This is a genomic window from Mesorhizobium sp. C120A, from assembly GCF_030323105.1.
Classification (GTDB): Bacteria; Pseudomonadota; Alphaproteobacteria; order Rhizobiales; family Rhizobiaceae; genus Mesorhizobium.
Genome location: NZ_CP100476.1, coordinates 778,104 through 794,455 on the forward strand (window position 1 = coordinate 778,104; position 16,352 = coordinate 794,455).

General features: G+C 62.8%; 14 protein-coding genes and 1 pseudogene. 10 read left to right on the forward strand and 5 right to left on the reverse strand.

Features of this window, described 5'->3' with window-relative positions:
* The first annotated feature begins 75 nt into the window (after positions 1 to 75).
* The gene (locus tag NL532_RS03855) at positions 76 to 945 is read left to right on the forward strand and encodes a helix-turn-helix domain-containing protein (protein WP_023706782.1); all 870 of its coding nucleotides are present in this window, start codon (positions 76 to 78) and stop codon (positions 943 to 945) included.
* 192 nt (positions 946 to 1,137) lie between these two features.
* On the opposite strand, the gene NL532_RS03860 is transcribed toward NL532_RS03855, so the two are convergent.
* Positions 1,138 to 2,526, reverse strand: coding sequence for a HAMP domain-containing sensor histidine kinase (locus NL532_RS03860; RefSeq protein WP_286487881.1), 1,389 nt, complete (start codon positions 2,524 to 2,526; stop codon positions 1,138 to 1,140).
* A gap of 56 nt (positions 2,527 to 2,582) precedes the next feature.
* The gene (locus NL532_RS03865; RefSeq protein ID WP_023829869.1) at positions 2,583 to 3,254 is read right to left on the reverse strand and encodes a winged helix-turn-helix domain-containing protein; all 672 of its coding nucleotides are present in this window, start codon (positions 3,252 to 3,254) and stop codon (positions 2,583 to 2,585) included.
* 224 nt (positions 3,255 to 3,478) lie between these two features.
* Here NL532_RS03865 and NL532_RS03870 point away from each other — a divergent pair, with 224 nt between their 5' ends.
* Positions 3,479 to 4,480 carry a LacI family DNA-binding transcriptional regulator gene (locus NL532_RS03870; protein WP_023742039.1) on the forward strand — a complete coding sequence of 334 codons (1,002 nt, stop codon included), beginning with the start codon at positions 3,479 to 3,481 and terminating at the stop codon, positions 4,478 to 4,480.
* 6 nt (positions 4,481 to 4,486) lie between these two features.
* Here the strand turns inward: NL532_RS03870 and ocd are convergent, their stop codons facing one another.
* Together ocd and rocF are read right to left on the reverse strand one after the other, a co-directional pair.
* On the reverse strand, positions 4,487 to 5,548 hold the full coding sequence (gene ocd, locus NL532_RS03875; protein WP_023706788.1) for an ornithine cyclodeaminase: 1,062 nt from the start codon (positions 5,546 to 5,548) through the stop codon (positions 4,487 to 4,489).
* The gene (rocF, locus tag NL532_RS03880) at positions 5,545 to 6,480 is read right to left on the reverse strand and encodes an arginase (RefSeq protein WP_023754932.1); all 936 of its coding nucleotides are present in this window, start codon (positions 6,478 to 6,480) and stop codon (positions 5,545 to 5,547) included. The genes ocd and rocF overlap by 4 nt, the downstream gene beginning before the upstream one ends.
* A 146-nt stretch (positions 6,481 to 6,626) precedes the next feature.
* Between rocF and NL532_RS03885 the strand changes: the two genes are divergently transcribed.
* The 5 genes and pseudogenes from NL532_RS03885 (at position 6,627) to NL532_RS03905 (ending at position 11,261) form a co-directional block, all read left to right on the forward strand.
* Positions 6,627 to 7,067 carry an Lrp/AsnC family transcriptional regulator gene (locus NL532_RS03885; protein WP_023685065.1) on the forward strand — a complete coding sequence of 147 codons (441 nt, stop codon included), beginning with the start codon at positions 6,627 to 6,629 and terminating at the stop codon, positions 7,065 to 7,067.
* A 99-nt stretch (positions 7,068 to 7,166) separates the two neighbouring features.
* Complete coding sequence (locus tag NL532_RS03890) at positions 7,167 to 7,427, forward strand: hypothetical protein (RefSeq protein WP_023672151.1); 261 nt, start codon at positions 7,167 to 7,169, stop codon at positions 7,425 to 7,427.
* Between the two features lie 229 nt (positions 7,428 to 7,656).
* Complete coding sequence (locus NL532_RS03895) at positions 7,657 to 8,871, forward strand: glycosyltransferase family protein (RefSeq protein ID WP_023672150.1); 1,215 nt, start codon at positions 7,657 to 7,659, stop codon at positions 8,869 to 8,871.
* Between the two features lies 1 nt (position 8,872).
* Positions 8,873 to 10,116 (forward strand): annotated as a pseudogene (locus NL532_RS03900) (glycosyltransferase).
* Positions 10,113 to 11,261, forward strand: a complete 1,149-nt coding sequence (locus tag NL532_RS03905; protein ID WP_023732837.1) for a glycosyltransferase family protein — start codon at positions 10,113 to 10,115, stop codon at positions 11,259 to 11,261. Before NL532_RS03900 ends, NL532_RS03905 begins: the two are co-directional and overlap by 4 nt.
* On the opposite strand, the gene NL532_RS03910 is transcribed toward NL532_RS03905, so the two are convergent.
* Entirely contained in the window at positions 11,239 to 11,910 is a 672-nt protein-coding gene (locus NL532_RS03910; RefSeq protein ID WP_081731080.1) for a class I SAM-dependent methyltransferase, read from the reverse strand. The genes NL532_RS03905 and NL532_RS03910 overlap by 23 nt on opposite strands.
* Before the next feature lie 262 nt (positions 11,911 to 12,172).
* On the opposite strand from NL532_RS03910, the gene NL532_RS03915 reads away from it, so the two are divergent.
* The 3 genes from NL532_RS03915 (at position 12,173) to NL532_RS03925 (ending at position 16,352) form a co-directional block, all read left to right on the forward strand.
* On the forward strand, positions 12,173 to 14,887 hold the full coding sequence (locus NL532_RS03915) for an ABC transporter transmembrane domain-containing protein (RefSeq protein ID WP_023732839.1): 2,715 nt from the start codon (positions 12,173 to 12,175) through the stop codon (positions 14,885 to 14,887).
* A 34-nt stretch (positions 14,888 to 14,921) separates the two neighbouring features.
* On the forward strand, positions 14,922 to 15,389 hold the full coding sequence (locus NL532_RS03920) for a cyclic nucleotide-binding domain-containing protein (protein WP_023672144.1): 468 nt from the start codon (positions 14,922 to 14,924) through the stop codon (positions 15,387 to 15,389).
* Between the two features lie 111 nt (positions 15,390 to 15,500).
* Positions 15,501 to 16,352: an MBL fold metallo-hydrolase gene (locus NL532_RS03925; protein WP_023687624.1), complete on the forward strand. Its 852-nt coding sequence runs from the start codon at positions 15,501 to 15,503 to the stop codon at positions 16,350 to 16,352.

A 16,352-nucleotide genomic window follows, 5' to 3' on the forward strand; every position in this document is an offset into this window, starting at 1 on the left:
CGCGAGCATGGCTAGACTAGGCGGCGCGGAAGGCTTGTCCCTGACAACGGGAATAAAAGATGGGCGGAAAGTAAGATGCCGGAACGGCCGTTTTACCAGCCTGGCGCCAGCAGCGTCGAAGGCCTGCCGATGGCTTTGCAGATGTTTCACAACCATCCGCTGGTGATGCTGAAGCCGCACTGGCATGCCCAGGTCGAGGTCAATTTCATCGTCCGCGGCAGCGTGCACTACCGCATGAACGAGCACGAGATCGCGCTCACGGCGGGCGACATGTGCCTGTTCTGGGGCGGGCTGCCGCACCAGATGGACGATCTCTCCGACGACGCCATCTATGCCGGCGCGCATCTGCCGCTGGTGCATTTCTTCCGCCTGCACCTGCCGACGGATGTCCGCCACCGGCTGATGACCGGCGCCACGCTGGTGACATCGGCGACCGACCAGGCCGACCATCACAATTTCGAACGCTGGAACCGCTATTTCCGCTCGGGCGATCCGGCGATAACCGAGCACGCCGTGAACGAGCTGCTGCTGCGGTTGGAGCGGGTGCGCTTCGAGCCCTACCGGCTGGTGCCGGAAACCGCCATCGGCCAGGAACCCGGCGGCCCGTTCGACCAGCAATCGCTGCGCAATGTCGGGCGCATGTGCGACTTCATCGCCGAGAATTTCCTCTACGACATAGACTGCGTCGACATCGCGGCGGCGGCCGACATCCATCCCAAATACGCCATGAGCATTTTCAAGAAATCGACCGGCATGACGCTCAACGAATATATGAATCTGCTGCGGCTGAGCTACGCGCAGGCGCTGCTGATGCATGAAGACGCCAATGTGCTGCGCGTCGCCATGGATTCAGGCTTCGGCTCGCTCAGCGCCTTCAACAAATCCTTCCGCAAGCTGGCAGGGATGTCGCCCTCGGATTTTCGCCGGGGTGCGGTGGGCCGATAGGTCCAACGGTCATCTTGATCAACCCGCAGCCGTTCCGGGTGGAAACATGTGCAAGGCTAATCGCGACCGCCTTTGTCGGATGCGATCATCAACTTGGAGAAAGTTGTCAGCGACTTGGCGTTTCATGAGCGCCTTCCCCCACTCCGTCGCTGCTTCGCTCGACGGAGTGGGGTCGACCTGGCTCTGGCGTTGTTATTTCAAGCCGGGACCGGTGCCCTCCGCCCGAGGAAACCCGACAATTACCGCCAGCCCAGGCCGGCGATCCTCCAGCGCAATCGTTGCACCATGCAGGTCGGCGATGGCCCGCACAAGGCTGAGGCCCAGGCCGCTGCCGGGCGTGGTGCGGCTGGAGTCCAGCCGGTAGAGCCGCTGGAACACTTTTTCGCGCTCCTGCGCCGGGATGCCGGGGCCATTGTCGGCGACCTCAGCCAGAATGCGGTCGCCTTGCCGCCGCACCGATAGAAGGATTGCCGTGCCATCGGGGCAATGCCGCAGCGCGTTCTCGACCAGATTGGCAAACAATTGCGTCAGCAGGTCGCGGTCGCCGTGGACCAGGCATGGGGTGCCGTGGACGATCGTGGCCGACAGCGACTTGCCGTCATCCTCGGCGACACCGGCGTAGATTTCGGCAATGGCATCGATGACGCCGGTGAGGTCGAGATCGACAAAGCGCGTCTTGCGAGCGCCGGCCTCGATCTGGGCAATACGCAACAGCGCATCGAAAGTATCGTTGATCTGCAGGCTTTCCCCACGTGCCTCCGCCAGCTCATCGGCAACGGCCTCACCCCGCGCGGTCCTGTCGGCCGCAGCTTCCAAAATCATCTGCAGCCGGTTGAGCGGCGTCTTCAGATCATGCGCGATGTCGGCGCTGACCTGGCGCATGCCGTCCACCAGCGCCGCCAGCCGCTCCAGCGCGGCGTTGACCTGGCGCGAGACGCCGTCAATGTCGTCGCCATTGCCGAGCAGTGGAATGCGGGCGTCGAGCCGGCCGTTGGAGACATCGTCCATGGTGGTGGCAATGCCGTCGAGGCGACGCTGCACACGCGACGCCAGCAAGGCGCCGCCAGCCACCGCCAGCCCTGAAATGATCAGGGTGGCCCAGCCGAAGCTCATCAAAACGATGCGTTCCAGCTCCTCGGTTTCGGAGAGCGAGAAGGCGATTGTCAGGCTGTTGGGCCCGACCGAACCGGTCCAGGCGCGGTACATAGTGTCCGGCGCAACGCCTGGCAGGGAAGCGGCAAAATCCGAAAAGCCATCGGGAAGGTCGGCGGCGGTGAAATTCCCGGCCAGGCGATTGCCGGCGGGATCGGTGAGCGAGAACAGCTGTTCCTTGCTCGGGCTGAGCGCGGCGTGGCTGTCGACTGCCGAAACCAGATCCTCCCGGTCGTTTCCGGCATAGGTCACCGCCACGACCGAATAGGTCTCCTTGACCGACTGGTCGAGCTGCTCGGCAAGATCCGCGCTCATCAGCTGGTAGACGATGGCGCCTGACAGGATGAAGGCGAGCACGAACAGCAAGGCGAAGGTCAGGGCCAGCCGAAACGGCGTGCTGCGCAGCAGGCGAGAGCCTGTCTCAGTCATAGTGCGTTTCAGTCATGGCAAGCTTCAGTCATGGCAAGTTTCTGTCATGCCGCGCCTCAGTCGTGAACACTGTAGCCAGTGTTGCGCACGGTGTGGATCAACGTGGTTTCGAACGGCCTGTCGATCTTGGCGCGCAGCCGGCTGATATGGGTTTCGACGACGCTGGTCCTGGGGTCGAAGTGAAAATCCCAGACCCGTTCCAGAAGCATGGTGCGGGTGATGACGCGGCCCTCGCCGCGCATCAGCACTTCGAGCAGGCTGAATTCGCGCGGCTGCAGGTCGATCGCCTGGCCCTGCCTGGTGACGCGGCGCTGGATCAGGTCCATTTCGAGGTCGGCGATGCGCAGCGTCGTCTTCAGCTCCTGCACCGCAGGGCGACGGCCGAGCGCGTTGATGCGGGCGAGCAGTTCGGAAAAGGCGAATGGCTTGACGAGATAGTCGTCGCCGCCGGCCTCGAGCCCTTCAACCCTGTCGTCGACGCCGCCGACCGAGGTCAGAAAGATCGCCGGCGTACGCACGCCCGCTGCCCGCACCGCCTTGATCATCGATAGGCCGTCGAGGCCGGGCAGCATGCGGTCGACGACGATCACGTCATAGGCGTCGCGTGTCGCGGCAAACAGCGCGTCGCGGCCATCGCGCCTGAGGTCGCAGATATGGCCTGCCTCGCCAAGGCCCTTGACGACATAGTCGGCGGTGCGTGGGTCGTCCTCGACAAGGAGAAGTCGCATCGTTGTTCCGATGGTTGGCGATTGAGCAGTTCCCGGCTCTCGAACCTTATCCGGTTGCGACAACAGGTCGACCACCAAGCACCCAGCCTTGCGGCTTTTTCTTGGCGGCAGATCGCTCCGCTCAGCAGGTTGCTCAAAGGGACATTGACACTCGAAAGCTGCGCTCTAGCGTGCGACACATCCGGTTACGCAATCATTAGGCTAATCGAGTCAGGGGACAAGAAATGACGACGATTGCCGATGTCGCGCGCCATGCCGGAGTGTCGGTCGCAACCGTCTCGCATGTGATGAACCGCACGCGCCATGTCGAGCCTGAGACGGCCGAGCGCGTGCATTCGGCCATCGCCGCCTTGCGCTACAGCCCGAACACGCTGGCGCGCAGCCTGAGGCGCGGCGAGACCAAGACCATCGGCCTGCTGCTGCCGGACAATTCCAACCCGTTCTTCGCCGGCGTGGCGCGCCAGATCGAGGATGCCGGCTTCCTTGCCGGCTATACTGTGATCCTGTGCAACTCCGACGGCAGCGCCGAGAAGGAGGAGCGCTACCTCCAGGTGCTGATGGCCAAGCAGATCGACGGGCTGATCTTCGCCGGCTCGTCGGATCATGCGCGGGTGTTCTCCAGCCTTCTGCCCGGCGTCCCGGCGGTGCTGCTCGACCGCGAGATCCATTCGGTCAATGTCGATTCGGTGCTGGTCGATCACGATCATGGCGGCTATCTCGCCGGCCGCTATCTGGCCGGGCTCGGCCACGAGAAGATCGGCGTCATCGGCGGCCCGCGCGATTCCAGCTCCAGCCCGGCCCGCCTGCGCGGCTTCGCCAGGGCGCTGCAGGAAGCCGGCCTCGACCTGCCGCCGGCCTCGGTGGTGGATTCCGACTACCACTTCGCCGGCGGCCGCACGGCGATGGAGCGGCTGATGGCGCAGGCGCCGGGGATCACGGCGCTGTTTGCCTGCAACGATCTGATGGCCATGGGCGCGCTGACAGTGCTGCGCGGGCGCGGATTGCGGGTCCCCGGCGACATGTCGATGATCGGCTTCGACGACATCCCCTATGCCGTCACCACCTGGCCGCCGCTGACGACGATCGCACAGCCGGTCGAGAAGATCGGCACCCGCGCCGTCAGCCTGCTGCTCGAGCGGGTTGCCGAGCCTGCGGCGCATTCGCGCCGCGAAGTGCTCACCCCGGTGCTCGTCGAACGGGAGAGCTGCGCGCCGTTGAGCGGCTGAAGTCCCTCAGGCGGCGGCCGGCTGCAGCGCTGCCCTGAGCAGCATGCCGAAGAGGTCGCGCGGCTCGTCGGGATCGGCGAGCAGGTCGAGCTCCTCGTAGAGGCCGGTGGCCTGAAGCTGGTCTCTGACATAGCGCAGCGCGGAAAAATCCTCGGTGGCGAAGCCGACGGAATCGAACAAGGTGATCTGTTCCGCCGTCTTGCGGCCTTCCGCCTTGCCGGTCATCACCTGCCACAACTCGGTCACCGGATGGTCGGCGTGGAGCTGCTGGATTTCGCCCTCGATGCGCGTCTGCGGCGAGAACTCGACGAAGATGTCGGAGCGCAAAAGGATGTCGCGGTGCAGTTCCGTCTTGCCGGGGCAGTCGCCGCCGACCGCGTTGATGTGCACGCCGGAACCGACCATGTTGTCGGTCAGAATGGTGGCGGACAGCTTGTCGGCGGTCACCGTGGTGATGATGTCGACGCCTTCCACAGCATCCTGGCCGGTCGCGCAGATGGTGATGTCAAAGCCTTTGCCGGCGAGGTTGCGGGCGCATTTCTCGGAAGCCGAGCGGTCGATGTCGTAGAGCCGCAGCCGGTCGATGCCGAGCAGCGCTTTGAAGGCGACAGCCTGGAATTCGGACTGGGCGCCATTGCCGATGATGGCCATCGAGCGCGCGCCTTTCGGCGCCAGATATTTGGCCGCGACAGCGGAGGTCGCCGCGGTGCGCAGCGCCGTCAGGATCGTCATTTCGGTGAGCAGCATCGGATAGCCGGAGCCGACATCGGCGAGCACGCCGAAGGCGGTGACGGTCTGGCGCCCCTCGCGCATGTTCTTGGGATGGCCGTTGACATATTTGAAGCCGTATAGCCGGCCGTCGCTGGTCGGCATCAGTTCGATGACGCCGTCATGGCTGTGCGAGGCGATGCGCGGCGTCTTGTCGAACAGCTCCCAGCGGCGAAAATCCTCCTCGATATAGGCGGCGAGTTCGGTGAGGAACCGCTCGACGCCGATGGTCAGCACCAGCTTCATCATGCGGTCGACGCTGACGAAGGGGACGATGGCAAGGCGGGAAGGCTGGGTCATGCAATGCTTCCGGAATGGCTGCGGGTCGGGCGGTCCATGATGCGCCGGCCCATCAGGCTGGCGGCGAGGTCGACAATCAGCGTGGCGGTGCGGCCGCGCTCGTCGAGGAACGGGTTGAGCTCGACCAGATCAAGGCTGGAGACCAGGCCGCTGTCGGACAGCATCTCCATCACCAGGTGCGCCTCGCGGAAGGTGGCGCCGCCGGGCACGGTGGTGCCGACGGCCGGCGCGATGGAGGGGTCGAGGAAGTCGACGTCGAGGCTGACATGCAGCAGGCCGTTTTCCTTTTCGACGATGGCCAGGAAGGCGCGCAGCAAAGGTGCGACGCCGTGCTCGTCAATGGTGCGCATGTCGTGCACGGTAACCCCCGCTTCGCTCAGCGCCCGGCGCTCCGCCGGATCGACGCTGCGCAGGCCCATGACGCAGATGTGGGCAGGGTCGACGGCGACAGGCAGGTCCGGGAAATAACCGTTGAAGCCCGGCCGGCCGCTGGCATAGGCGAGCGGCACGCCGTGCAGATTGCCGCTGACGGTGGTATCGAGCGTGTGGAAATCGGGATGTGCGTCGAGCCACAGCACGAAGAGCGGCCGGCCGCGTTCGGCGGCGCGGCGGGCTATGCCCGACACCGTGCCGGCCGATATCGCGTGGTCGCCGCCAAGGAAGATCGGCATGGCGTTCCGCGAAGCCGCATAGGCGGTCTCGGCTATCGCCGCCGTCCAGGCGGAAATCTCCGGTAGGGCCTTCAGCGCGAGATTGCCATGGACGATTGCGCGCACGGCGGCCGGTTGCACCGCGCCCCAGTCCTCGACCTCGTGGCCAAGTTCCGACAGCACCGAGACAAGCCCGGCCGTGCGCAGCGCGCTTGGCCCCATCTCGCATCCCATCCTGCCGGCGCCGTCCTGCACCGGCGCGCCAACGATCCTGCAGCGCATGGTTCTTGTTGTCCTTGTAAATTGATTGGGCGGTTGATGCGTGGAATGAACCATCCCGGCCCGGCAGAATGAACAGGCGAAATTGGCATTTCGAGAAGAATGATTTATCAATCCGATAAGTCAGCTTGGTCAAAGTGGATAGAATCATGGACTTGCTCGACGAAAGGCTGGTCACGCTGCTCAGGCATGATGCCCGGCGCAGCATCTCCGATCTCGCGGTCGATCTCGGGGTGTCGCGCGCCACGGTCAGGGCGCGCATGGAGCGGCTGGAAAAAACGGGCGAGATCATCGGCTACACGGTGGTGCTGCGCGCCGACGCGGTCGACCAGCGGATACGCGGCGTGATGATGATCGAGATCGAAGGCCATGCCGCGGATCGCGTGGTCCGGGCGCTCGGCGGCCTCGCCGAGGTTTCGACCATTCACACCACCAATGGCCGCTGGGACCTGGTGGTCGAACTCGGCACTGCATCGCTCACCGATTTCGACGCCGTGCTTAGGCGGATACGGCTCATCCCCGGGATAACCGGCAGCGAGACAAGTCTGCTGCTGGCAACGCCGAGGACGACAAGGGCGCGGCTGGCTTAGCCGCCGTTCCGGCCGGCGTGTTCACGCAAAGCTTTGGGCGGAACTGGCGAATGGGTCGCCTGGCTGACGAATCTCATTGGGGCCGCAGCTATCCTCCACATGACGGACGAAGCCGGCATGACGCGAGATTGCACCAGCTTCAACGGTGCAAGGACCGGACGCTTGCCACAGGCCAAGGCTGATGGCAGGATAAAAGGCCGCAACGTGCGGCCTCTGGCGGCCGTTGTGTTTCGATGGATTATGAAGCATTTTCCCAAGGTGCGGGTTCTCCTCACAATGTGCGGCAGCCTCGTTTCGCCTTGGTCGCCCTTGATTTTTCGCAATGTGCGCTTTGCCTGCCTCAGGCCGCAGGGCATTTAATTCCACGGGGTCAAGCCTCATGACAGAGATTTGTGCTCGGGCCGTCTATCGTCGGCGAAGACAAGGCATGGCGCCACAATCAGCGCCCCTGGCATTCGTGACCTGGTGAAGAATGCCGTTGCGTACCTCTCGCCCCCATGTTTCAAAACAGGTCGATAGACCCGCGAGAATGGTTTCGAAGCCTGCGGGGTTGCCCACGGTCCGGCGAGAATTCTAAAAGACGTTCACAATGACACAGCACGCAAAAGACGCACGAATTCTCATGTACAGCCACGACACGTTCGGGCTCGGCCATTTGCAGCGTTGCCGAACGATCGCTCATTCGCTGGTCGGGGATTTCCGCGGACTTCAGGTGCTAATCATTTCGGGCGCCACCATCGCCGGCGCCTTCGACTACCGCGCCCGCGTCGACTTCGTGAAGATCCCCAGCGTCATCAAGCTGCGCAACGGCGAATACACCTCGCTGGAAAAGGACATCGATCTGCATGAGACGCTCAGGATGCGGCAGTCGATTATTCGCCACACAGCCGAGAGCTTCCGGCCGGATATCTTCATCGTTGACAAGGAACCGCTGGGGCTGCGCGGAGAGATCGAGGATACGCTGTCCTACCTCAAGACGCGGGGCACCACGCTCGTGCTTGGCCTGCGCGAGGTGATGGACGCGCCGCATTTGCTCGAAGCGGAGTGGGCACGCAGGGATGTGATGCGCAAGATCGGCCTGTTCTACGACAAGGTCTGGGTCTATGGCCCGCCGGATTTCTACGATCCGCTGACCGGCCTGGAGGTGCCGCCGGCGGTCAGGGCAAAGATGAAGTTCGTCGGTTTCCTGCAACGGAGCCTGCAGCAGAACCAGTTGCCCGGCCACCGGCCCGAGGGCGACTATATCCTGGTTACCACCGGTGGCGGCGGTGACGGCGCCGACCTGATCCACAACGTCATCGAGGCCTATCAGCAGGATCCGCGATTGCAGCACCGGGCGCTGATCGTGCTTGGGCCCTACATGCCGGCGCGCAAGCGCAACAAGCTGGTCAGGAAAGGGGCCAAGATCCCCTACGTCAAGATCATCGAATTCGACAACCGCATGGAAGAGCTGATTGCCGGCGCCAAGGCGGTGGTGGCGATGGGCGGTTACAACACCTATTGCGAGATACTGTCTTTCGACAAGCCGGCGCTGATCGTGCCGCGCGTCACGCCGCGCGAGGAACAGCTGATCCGGGCACGGCGCGCAGCCGAACTCGGCCTCATCGAGATGCTTTTGCCCGAGGAGGCCGAGGATGCCCAGCGGTTTGCCGATGCGCTGCAGGTTTTGCCGGGCCGGCCCCGCCCATCGCAGAGCAATGCGCATCTGACGCTGGAAGGGCTGCCTCATATTTCCGAAATCGTCGCGGAACTGCTCGACCGCCGGGCCGGCCATCACCTTTCGGTCATTGAAGGCATGAACTGAGTTGCAACACCGCAAGATCGTCGTGGTTCTGAAGGGCTATCCGCGGCTGTCGGAAACCTTCATCGCGCAGGAATTGCTCGGTCTCGAGCGTGCGGGGTTCGACCTGATACTTTTCGCGCTCAGGCGGCCGACCGACGCAAAACGTCATCCCGTGCATGATGAGATCAAGGCCCCGTCCACTATCTACCCGAATATCTGCACAGAGAGCCGCTGCGCGTGCTTCGGTCGCTGTTTGCCTGTCTGCCGCGGCCTGGCTTCTGGCGCGCGCTCAAATCGCTGGCTGCCGATATCCGCCGCGACTTTACCCGCAATCGCGCGCGCCGCTTCGGGCAAGCGCTCGTGTTGGCCGCCGAATGGCCGCAAGACGCGGGATGGCTGCATGCCCATTTCGCGCACACGCCGGCATCTGTGACGCGCTATGCCAGCCAGCTTCGTGGCTTGCCCTGGAGCTGCTCAGCCCATGCCAAGGACATCTGGACGTCGGCGGACTGGGATCTGGCCGGCAAGCTTTCCTCGGCGCGCTGGACGGTCACGTGCACGAAAACCGGCTTCGACCATCTGAAAAAACTCGCCAACGGCAGTTCGTCCGTGCATCTGAGCTATCATGGGCTCGACCTTGACCGCTTCGGCAGTTTCGGCGAGGCGCGAAAACAGCGTGACGGCTCGGCGCCGGCCGAACCGGTCATGATCTTGAGTGTCGGACGCGCCGTTGAAAAGAAGGGCTATGATACGTTGCTGGAGGCTCTTGCCCTCTTGCATGGCGATCTGGCGTGGTGTTTCGAGCATATCGGTGGCGGCGAGGAACTGAAACGGCTGAAGGCGCTGGCGCAAAGGCTCGGACTGGAGGGGCGCGTCTCCTGGAAAGGCGCGCTGGCGCAGGAGGAGGTGCTTGAGCACTACCGCAGCGCCGACATCTTCGCTTTGGCCTGCAGGATCACCGCGGATGGTGACCGGGACGGCCTGCCGAATGTTCTGGTGGAGGCGGCCAGCCAGCGGCTTGCCTGCGTGTCGACCGATATTTCCGGCGTGCCGGAGCTTTTATCGTCGGATGAAACCGGGCTGCTGGTTCCCTCGGAAAACCCGACTGCCCTGGCACAGGCGCTGGAGCGCCTGATCCGCGATCCCGTCCTGCGCGTCCGCCTCGGCGACGCCGCGGAGCGGCGCGTGCGAAGCAATTTCGATCATGTGGCAGGCATTGGACAGCTCAAGGAACTGTTCGAGCGGGAGTGGCGGGCCGCCGAATGAAGCGGCTGCGCGCTTTCTTCTATGTTCAGCACCTGCTCGGCATCGGCCATCTCGCGCGCGCCAGCCGCATTGCGGCGGCTCTGGTCGATGACGGGTTCGACGTCACCGTCGTGACCGGCGGAGCGCCGATCGCGGGATTTCCGGGATCGGGTGTAAAATCCGTGACCCTGCCGCCTGTCACCTCCGGTGACGAAGGATTTTCCGGACTTGTCGACCTGCAGGGCAAAGCCGTCGACGATGATTTCAAGACGCGGCGCTCAGAGATGCTGCTGCAGGCTTTCCGGGATTACAGGCCCGACATCGTCATTATCGAGGCGTTTCCCTTTGGACGCCGGCAGATGCGTTTCGAACTCTTGCCACTGATCGAGGCCATCGAAGCGACATCGCCCAGACCGCTGCTGGCGGCGTCCGTCCGCGACATCCTTCAGGAGCGCGTGAAGCCGAGCCGAAACGAAGAAACGGTCGATATCGTCAACAGGCATTTCGATCTTGTCATGGTCCATGGCGATCCGGCTTTCGCAACCATCGACAAGACATTTCCGCTGGCTGGGGCGATCAGGGCCGAGGTCGCCTACACAGGGCTCGTTGCCGCGCCGCCGGCGCAAGCGGCCTCAGAGCGCTTCGACGTTCTGGTGTCGGTTGGCGGCGGGGCGGCCGGAAAGAGCCTTGTCAGATCCACCGTCGCGGCGGCGCGAAGTGCCGATAACGCCTGGACATGGTGTTTGATCACCGGCCCAAACCTGCCGAAGGACGAGTTTGACGCGATTGCACGCGATGCCTCCCCACGCCTGTCCATCTTCCGGTTCCGCGAGGATTTCGCCAGCCTGCTGACCGGCGCCCGCCTGTCGGTCTCGCAGGCGGGTTACAACACGGTCTGCGATGTCATGCGCGCGGGGTGTCGCTCGCTGCTCGTTCCATTTGCAGCCGGCGGGGAAACCGAGCAGACGCGTCGCGCCCTGATGCTTGAAGAGCTCGGTCTTGCAACGGTGCTGACGGAACAGGACCTGACGCCTGAAGGTCTGGCGCAAGCGATCGAGCAGGCGCTTGCGGGACCGCCGCCAGCCGCGCATCGCCTCGATCTGGAAGGGGCGCGGCGCTCGGCGCAAATCCTGCGCGAGCGCTTCAAACAGTTCCGATCAGCATGAAGCGTGTATAATTTTTTGTCGGCAATTCGCCGGAGAACCTGATCTGCCGCAGCGCCGCCATGGCTTCGAAGGCCGCAAGTGACGCCACGCAGTTGATGTGCGTCGGCTCGCTGAAATAATCGTTCGACTGCAGCAGCACGTTCGTACCCCGCGGAAGCAGGGCAAGCCAGGCGCTGAGATCGGCTATGTGTTCGCAGCTCGTATTGACCACCAGGTCAGGCCCGCCGGCGGCATAGTCGAGTGTGTACATATCTGCCGTCAGCGCTTGAAACCGCTCGCCGGCTTGCCGGTTGAGTGTCCGGGCGACCGCGCCGACTTCGGGATCGATGTCGATGCTGTCGATCGCCGCGATGTCGAAGCGGGCGTCGTTGAAAAGCATCGCCGGCAATACGCCGTACCATCCACCCAGAACCCATATGCGTTCGAACCGGCCGCCGTCGCTTTCGAACAGCCTGTCGAGCGCCCACATCTTGCAGGCGACCTGCTTGTGGTTGAAGGCATTGGCGATATCGGCCTGCGGATGCTTGGCGATGACGCGCGCCAGCCCGGCCACGAGAGGGTGGTCGACGTAGGCGGCAATTCCCCGCGTGAGGTCCAGGGCTTGCTCATGCCCACCCATGCCGGCATTGCGTGGTTGCGTGACATCCATCATATTCGTCTTCTATGTTGGGATTTCCGGCGACACAACGCAATCTTGCCTCTTGCCTGTTCGACTTGCGGACGCGACTGTGCCGCAAGCCGTTTCGCCATTGCCCGGAGGAGGCCGATTGAATTTGTCCGGACCATCGGCGCCCATCCGCCTGGCGCGCAGCTGCCGCTTTGAGCTCGTCGTTGGCGGCGAAGACATGGCCGATACACCATTTGCCAGCAGGTGCCTTTACATTCCGCATCCTTCAAACTGACAATCGCATATGGAAACCAGCCTAGCCCGCTATATCTGGACGCACACCAGGAAGCAGCAGCTCTGGATATTGATGATCGTCGTGCTTTCGATGGTCCCGTATTTCATGTCGTTCGACCTGCCGAAGCTGATCGTCAACGGCCCGATCCAGGGCAAGGGGTTCGAGCAACCGGGCGCGACCCTGCCATTCATGCGGTTGCACTATAACCTGCCGTTCATCGGCGAGGTCCAGTTCTTCTCCGGTTTTCAACTGGACCGCACCTCGACCCTGCTTGCGCTCAGCCTTGTGTTCCTCTTGCTGGTCGTCATCAACGGCTTGTTCAAGCTCTACATCAACACTTACAAGGGCCGGCTCGGCGAACGCATGCTGCGGCGTATTCGTTTCGATCTGGTCGATCGTGTGCTGCGGTTTCCGCCGGTTTACTTCAAGCGGGTGAAATCCGCCGAAGTGGCGACCATGGTGAAGGACGAGGTGGAGCCGCTGGGCGGCTTCATTGGCGATGCCTTCCTGCAGCCGGTGCTGCTCGGCGGCCAGGCGCTGACGGCCATGCTGTTCATCATGGTCCAGAACGTCTGGCTCGGAATGATAGCGGTCGTGATCGTGGCGATCCAGATCGTGCTTATCCCGCGAATGCGGCGGCGGCTGCTCGTGCTCGGGCGCCAGCGGCAGTTGACGGCGCGCGCGCTTTCAGGCCGGGTTGGCGAAATCGTCGACGGCATCGGCGCGGTTCACGTCCACGATACGTCGAACTACGAGCGCGCCGACATAGCAGCCCGGCTCGGGCTCATCTTCAAAATCCGCTTCGATCTTTACCAATGGAAATTCATGGTAAAGTTCCTCAACAATTTTCTCGCGCAGCTCACGCCCTTTCTGTTTTACATGATCGGTGGCTATCTGGTCATCCAGGGGCGGTTGGATGTCGGCCAGCTCGTGGCCGTGATCGGCGCTTACAAGGACTTGCCCGGACCGATGAAGGAACTGATCGACTGGGATCAGGACCGGCAGGATGTCCAGGTCAAATATCAGCAGGTCGTCGAACAGTTCACCGTCGAGAATATCATCGCGCCGGAAATCGGAGCACTGACGGTCGACGATCCCGATCCGATGACCAAGCCGCTGTCGGCGGTCAGCCTGTCGATAGCAGACGATGGCGGCGCAATGCTCCTCAATCGCATCTCGCTCGAGGTCAAGCCGGGTGAGACGGTGGCGCTGGTCAGCACCGCAACAGGGGGAGCGGAGGCGCTTGCGGAAGCCTTTGCGCGGCTGACCTGGCCGGACAGCGGAAGGATCGTTTCGGGCTCCGATGACTTGCTCGATCTCCCCGAAGCCGTGACCGGCCGGCGCATGTCCTACGCTTCGTCGGATGTTTTCCTGTTCCAGGCAAGCCTGCGCGACAATTTGCTCTACGGGTTGAAGCATGCGCCGCTGACATCGGTGACATATGACGGCGCCGCGGCGGACCAGCACCGTTGGAATATCGACGAGGCGCGCCGGTCGGGCAATCCGGATCTCGATATCCGCAGCGATTGGATCAACTATGCCTCCGCCGGCGCCACCGGCCCGCACGACCTCTTCGAAGCCGTGCGCCGGGTGCTCGACGCGGTTCTTCTGTCGCGCGACATTCTGGATCTAGGCTTGCGCTCTTCGGCCGACCTCAAGCGCCACACGAAGCTTGCCGGGCGGATCGTCGAATTGCGTGCGGCGCTGCGAACCCGGTTGGAGGAAGAAGGCCTGAGCGCGCTGGTGGTTCCTTTTGAACCGGGCGCCTACAACAAGGAAGCGACGATCGGCCAGAACCTGCTCTTCGGCGCTGCGGCCGGCCCCGAACTGGCTCACAAGGCACTGGCGTCCAATCCCTATTTTGCTTCCGTGCTGAAGCAAGCCGGCCTCGACCGCACGCTCTACGAAATGGGCATGGAGATCGCCGAACAGGCGATCGAGCTGTTTGCCGACCTGCCGCCCGAACACCAGTTCTTCCAGCAGCTCGCCTTCATGAGCGCCGAGGAGATACCCGCCTACGAAACCTTGCTGCAACGGCTCAAGAATCGCCCCTACGATGCGGTTTCGGAGAACGACCGCGCCATGATGGTCACGTTGAGCTTTGCCTATATCGAGCCCCGGCATCGCTTCGGCCTCTTGACCGACGAGCTGATGAGCAAGATCATCGCTGCACGCAACCAGTTCTATGAAAACCTGCCGGCCGAGCTGGAGAAAGCTGTCGAACGGTTTGACCCTGCCAAATACATCGCCGCGGCCACCGTCATGGACAACGTCCTGTTCGGGCGTGTCGGCAACAACCATCCCGACGCGCCGGACCGCATTCGCTCCATCGTCTATGATATTCTTGACGAACTGGGGCTTTATGCCGAGCTTCTGGATGTCGGCCTGGACTTCAACGTCGGCGCCGCCGGCAGGCGGCTGACCGGCGGACAGCGACAGAAGCTCGATGTTGCCCGCGCCTTGCTCAAGCGTCCCGATTTCCTCATTCTCAATCGGCCGCTGTCGGCGCTCGACCAGCGCGTGCAGGACAAGGTGCTGCGGAATGTGCTCGACGAAGCCAGACGCGACGGCCATTCGCCGGCAATTGTGTGGGTGGTGACGAATCCGGCAATGGCGACGATGTTCGACCGGGTTGTGGTCTTTGACTCAGGCCAATTGGTGGAAGACGGAACACACGAGACACTCTTGGCGGGAAACGGTATCTTCAAGGAACTTGTGTCATAGTCTGGCAAACGCGAATTCAGGAAGGTTTGCGACAATGCTGCTCAAGGATGAAGTTGGAATGCTGCAACGCGTTCCCTTGTTCTCTGGCATCGAGCCGACAAAGCTCAAGCTGCTCGCGTTCACGTCCGATCGCGTGAACTACAGTGCCGGCCAGATTCTTTTCCGGCAGGGCGACGAGGCAGACGCCGCCTATGTCATCCTTTCTGGCAGCGCGGATATTCTGGTCGATTCCGACAATGGGCCGATCAAAGTTGCCGAATTGCTGCCAAATTCGATCGTTGGCGAGATTGCCATATTGTGCAACAGCTCCCGTACTGCCACCGTCAAAGCGGCAAGTGAGCTGGAGGCCTTGAGAATCCGCAAGGACCATTTCCTGAGGCTTATGAAGGAGTTTCCCGAAATGACCATCGAGATATTGCGGGTTCTTGCCGATAGGCTAAGCAGTACGACCGCGGACCTGATCGACGCACGAACGGCCGAGAGCGATTCACAGTTGCACTGAAGCGGCGAGCCGCTCTGTTTCTTTGTTTGGATGCAGTTTCCGGAACCGTGTCACACCTTTCCTGGAACGACTCTGGCAGCAGTTGGTTGGCTACGATGGGCGAAAGGGTGCATGGACGACGATTTCTTCCTTGTCAGGTTTTGGGGCGTGCGCGGCAGCATTGCGGTGTCGGGGCCAGAATTTGCTCGCTATGGCGGCAACACGATCTGCATCGAGATGCAATGCGGCAATCATACGCTTCTGTTCGACGCGGGCTCCGGCCTGCGGCCTGCCGGCAGGACGCTTCGAGCGTCGGGCGTCACCGATTTCGACCTGTTTTTTACCCATTGCCATTACGATCACATCATCGGGCTGCCGGCTTTCAAGCCTATTTATGAACGAGGCATCAAAGTTACGCTTTGGTCCGGGCATCTCGCTGGACGCATGACGACGCGGCAGATGGTCGATGAATTCATTCGGCCGCCATGGTTTCCGGTGACACTCGGTGTCTGCAAGGCGAGCCTCGACTGCCGCGATTTCGCATCCGGAGACCTGCTTCGGCCACGCGAAGGAGTTGTTGTACGAACCGGTAGTCTTACCCATCCGGGCGGCTGCATCGGCTACCGGGTCGAATGGGGGGGCCGCGTCGTGGCGGTCATCACAGACACCGAGCACGAGCCGGGCAAACTCGACCAGGCGGTGCTCGGCCTGATCAGAGATGCCGACCTCGTCATTTACGACTGCACCTACACCGAGGAGGAAATGGAGCGCTACCGCGGCAACGGGCACTCGACATGGCAACAGGGCGTCAAGCTCTGCGAGGCGGCCGGCGCGCGCGGGCTTGCGCTGTTTCACCACGATCCGGCACGCACCGACGATGAGCTGGACGAGATGGAGAAACTGGCCAAGGACAGGTTTGCCGGCGCTTTTGCGGCGCGGGATGGCCAGACGCTCACATTTCCAGTCTTGCACAAAAAGCGCTGA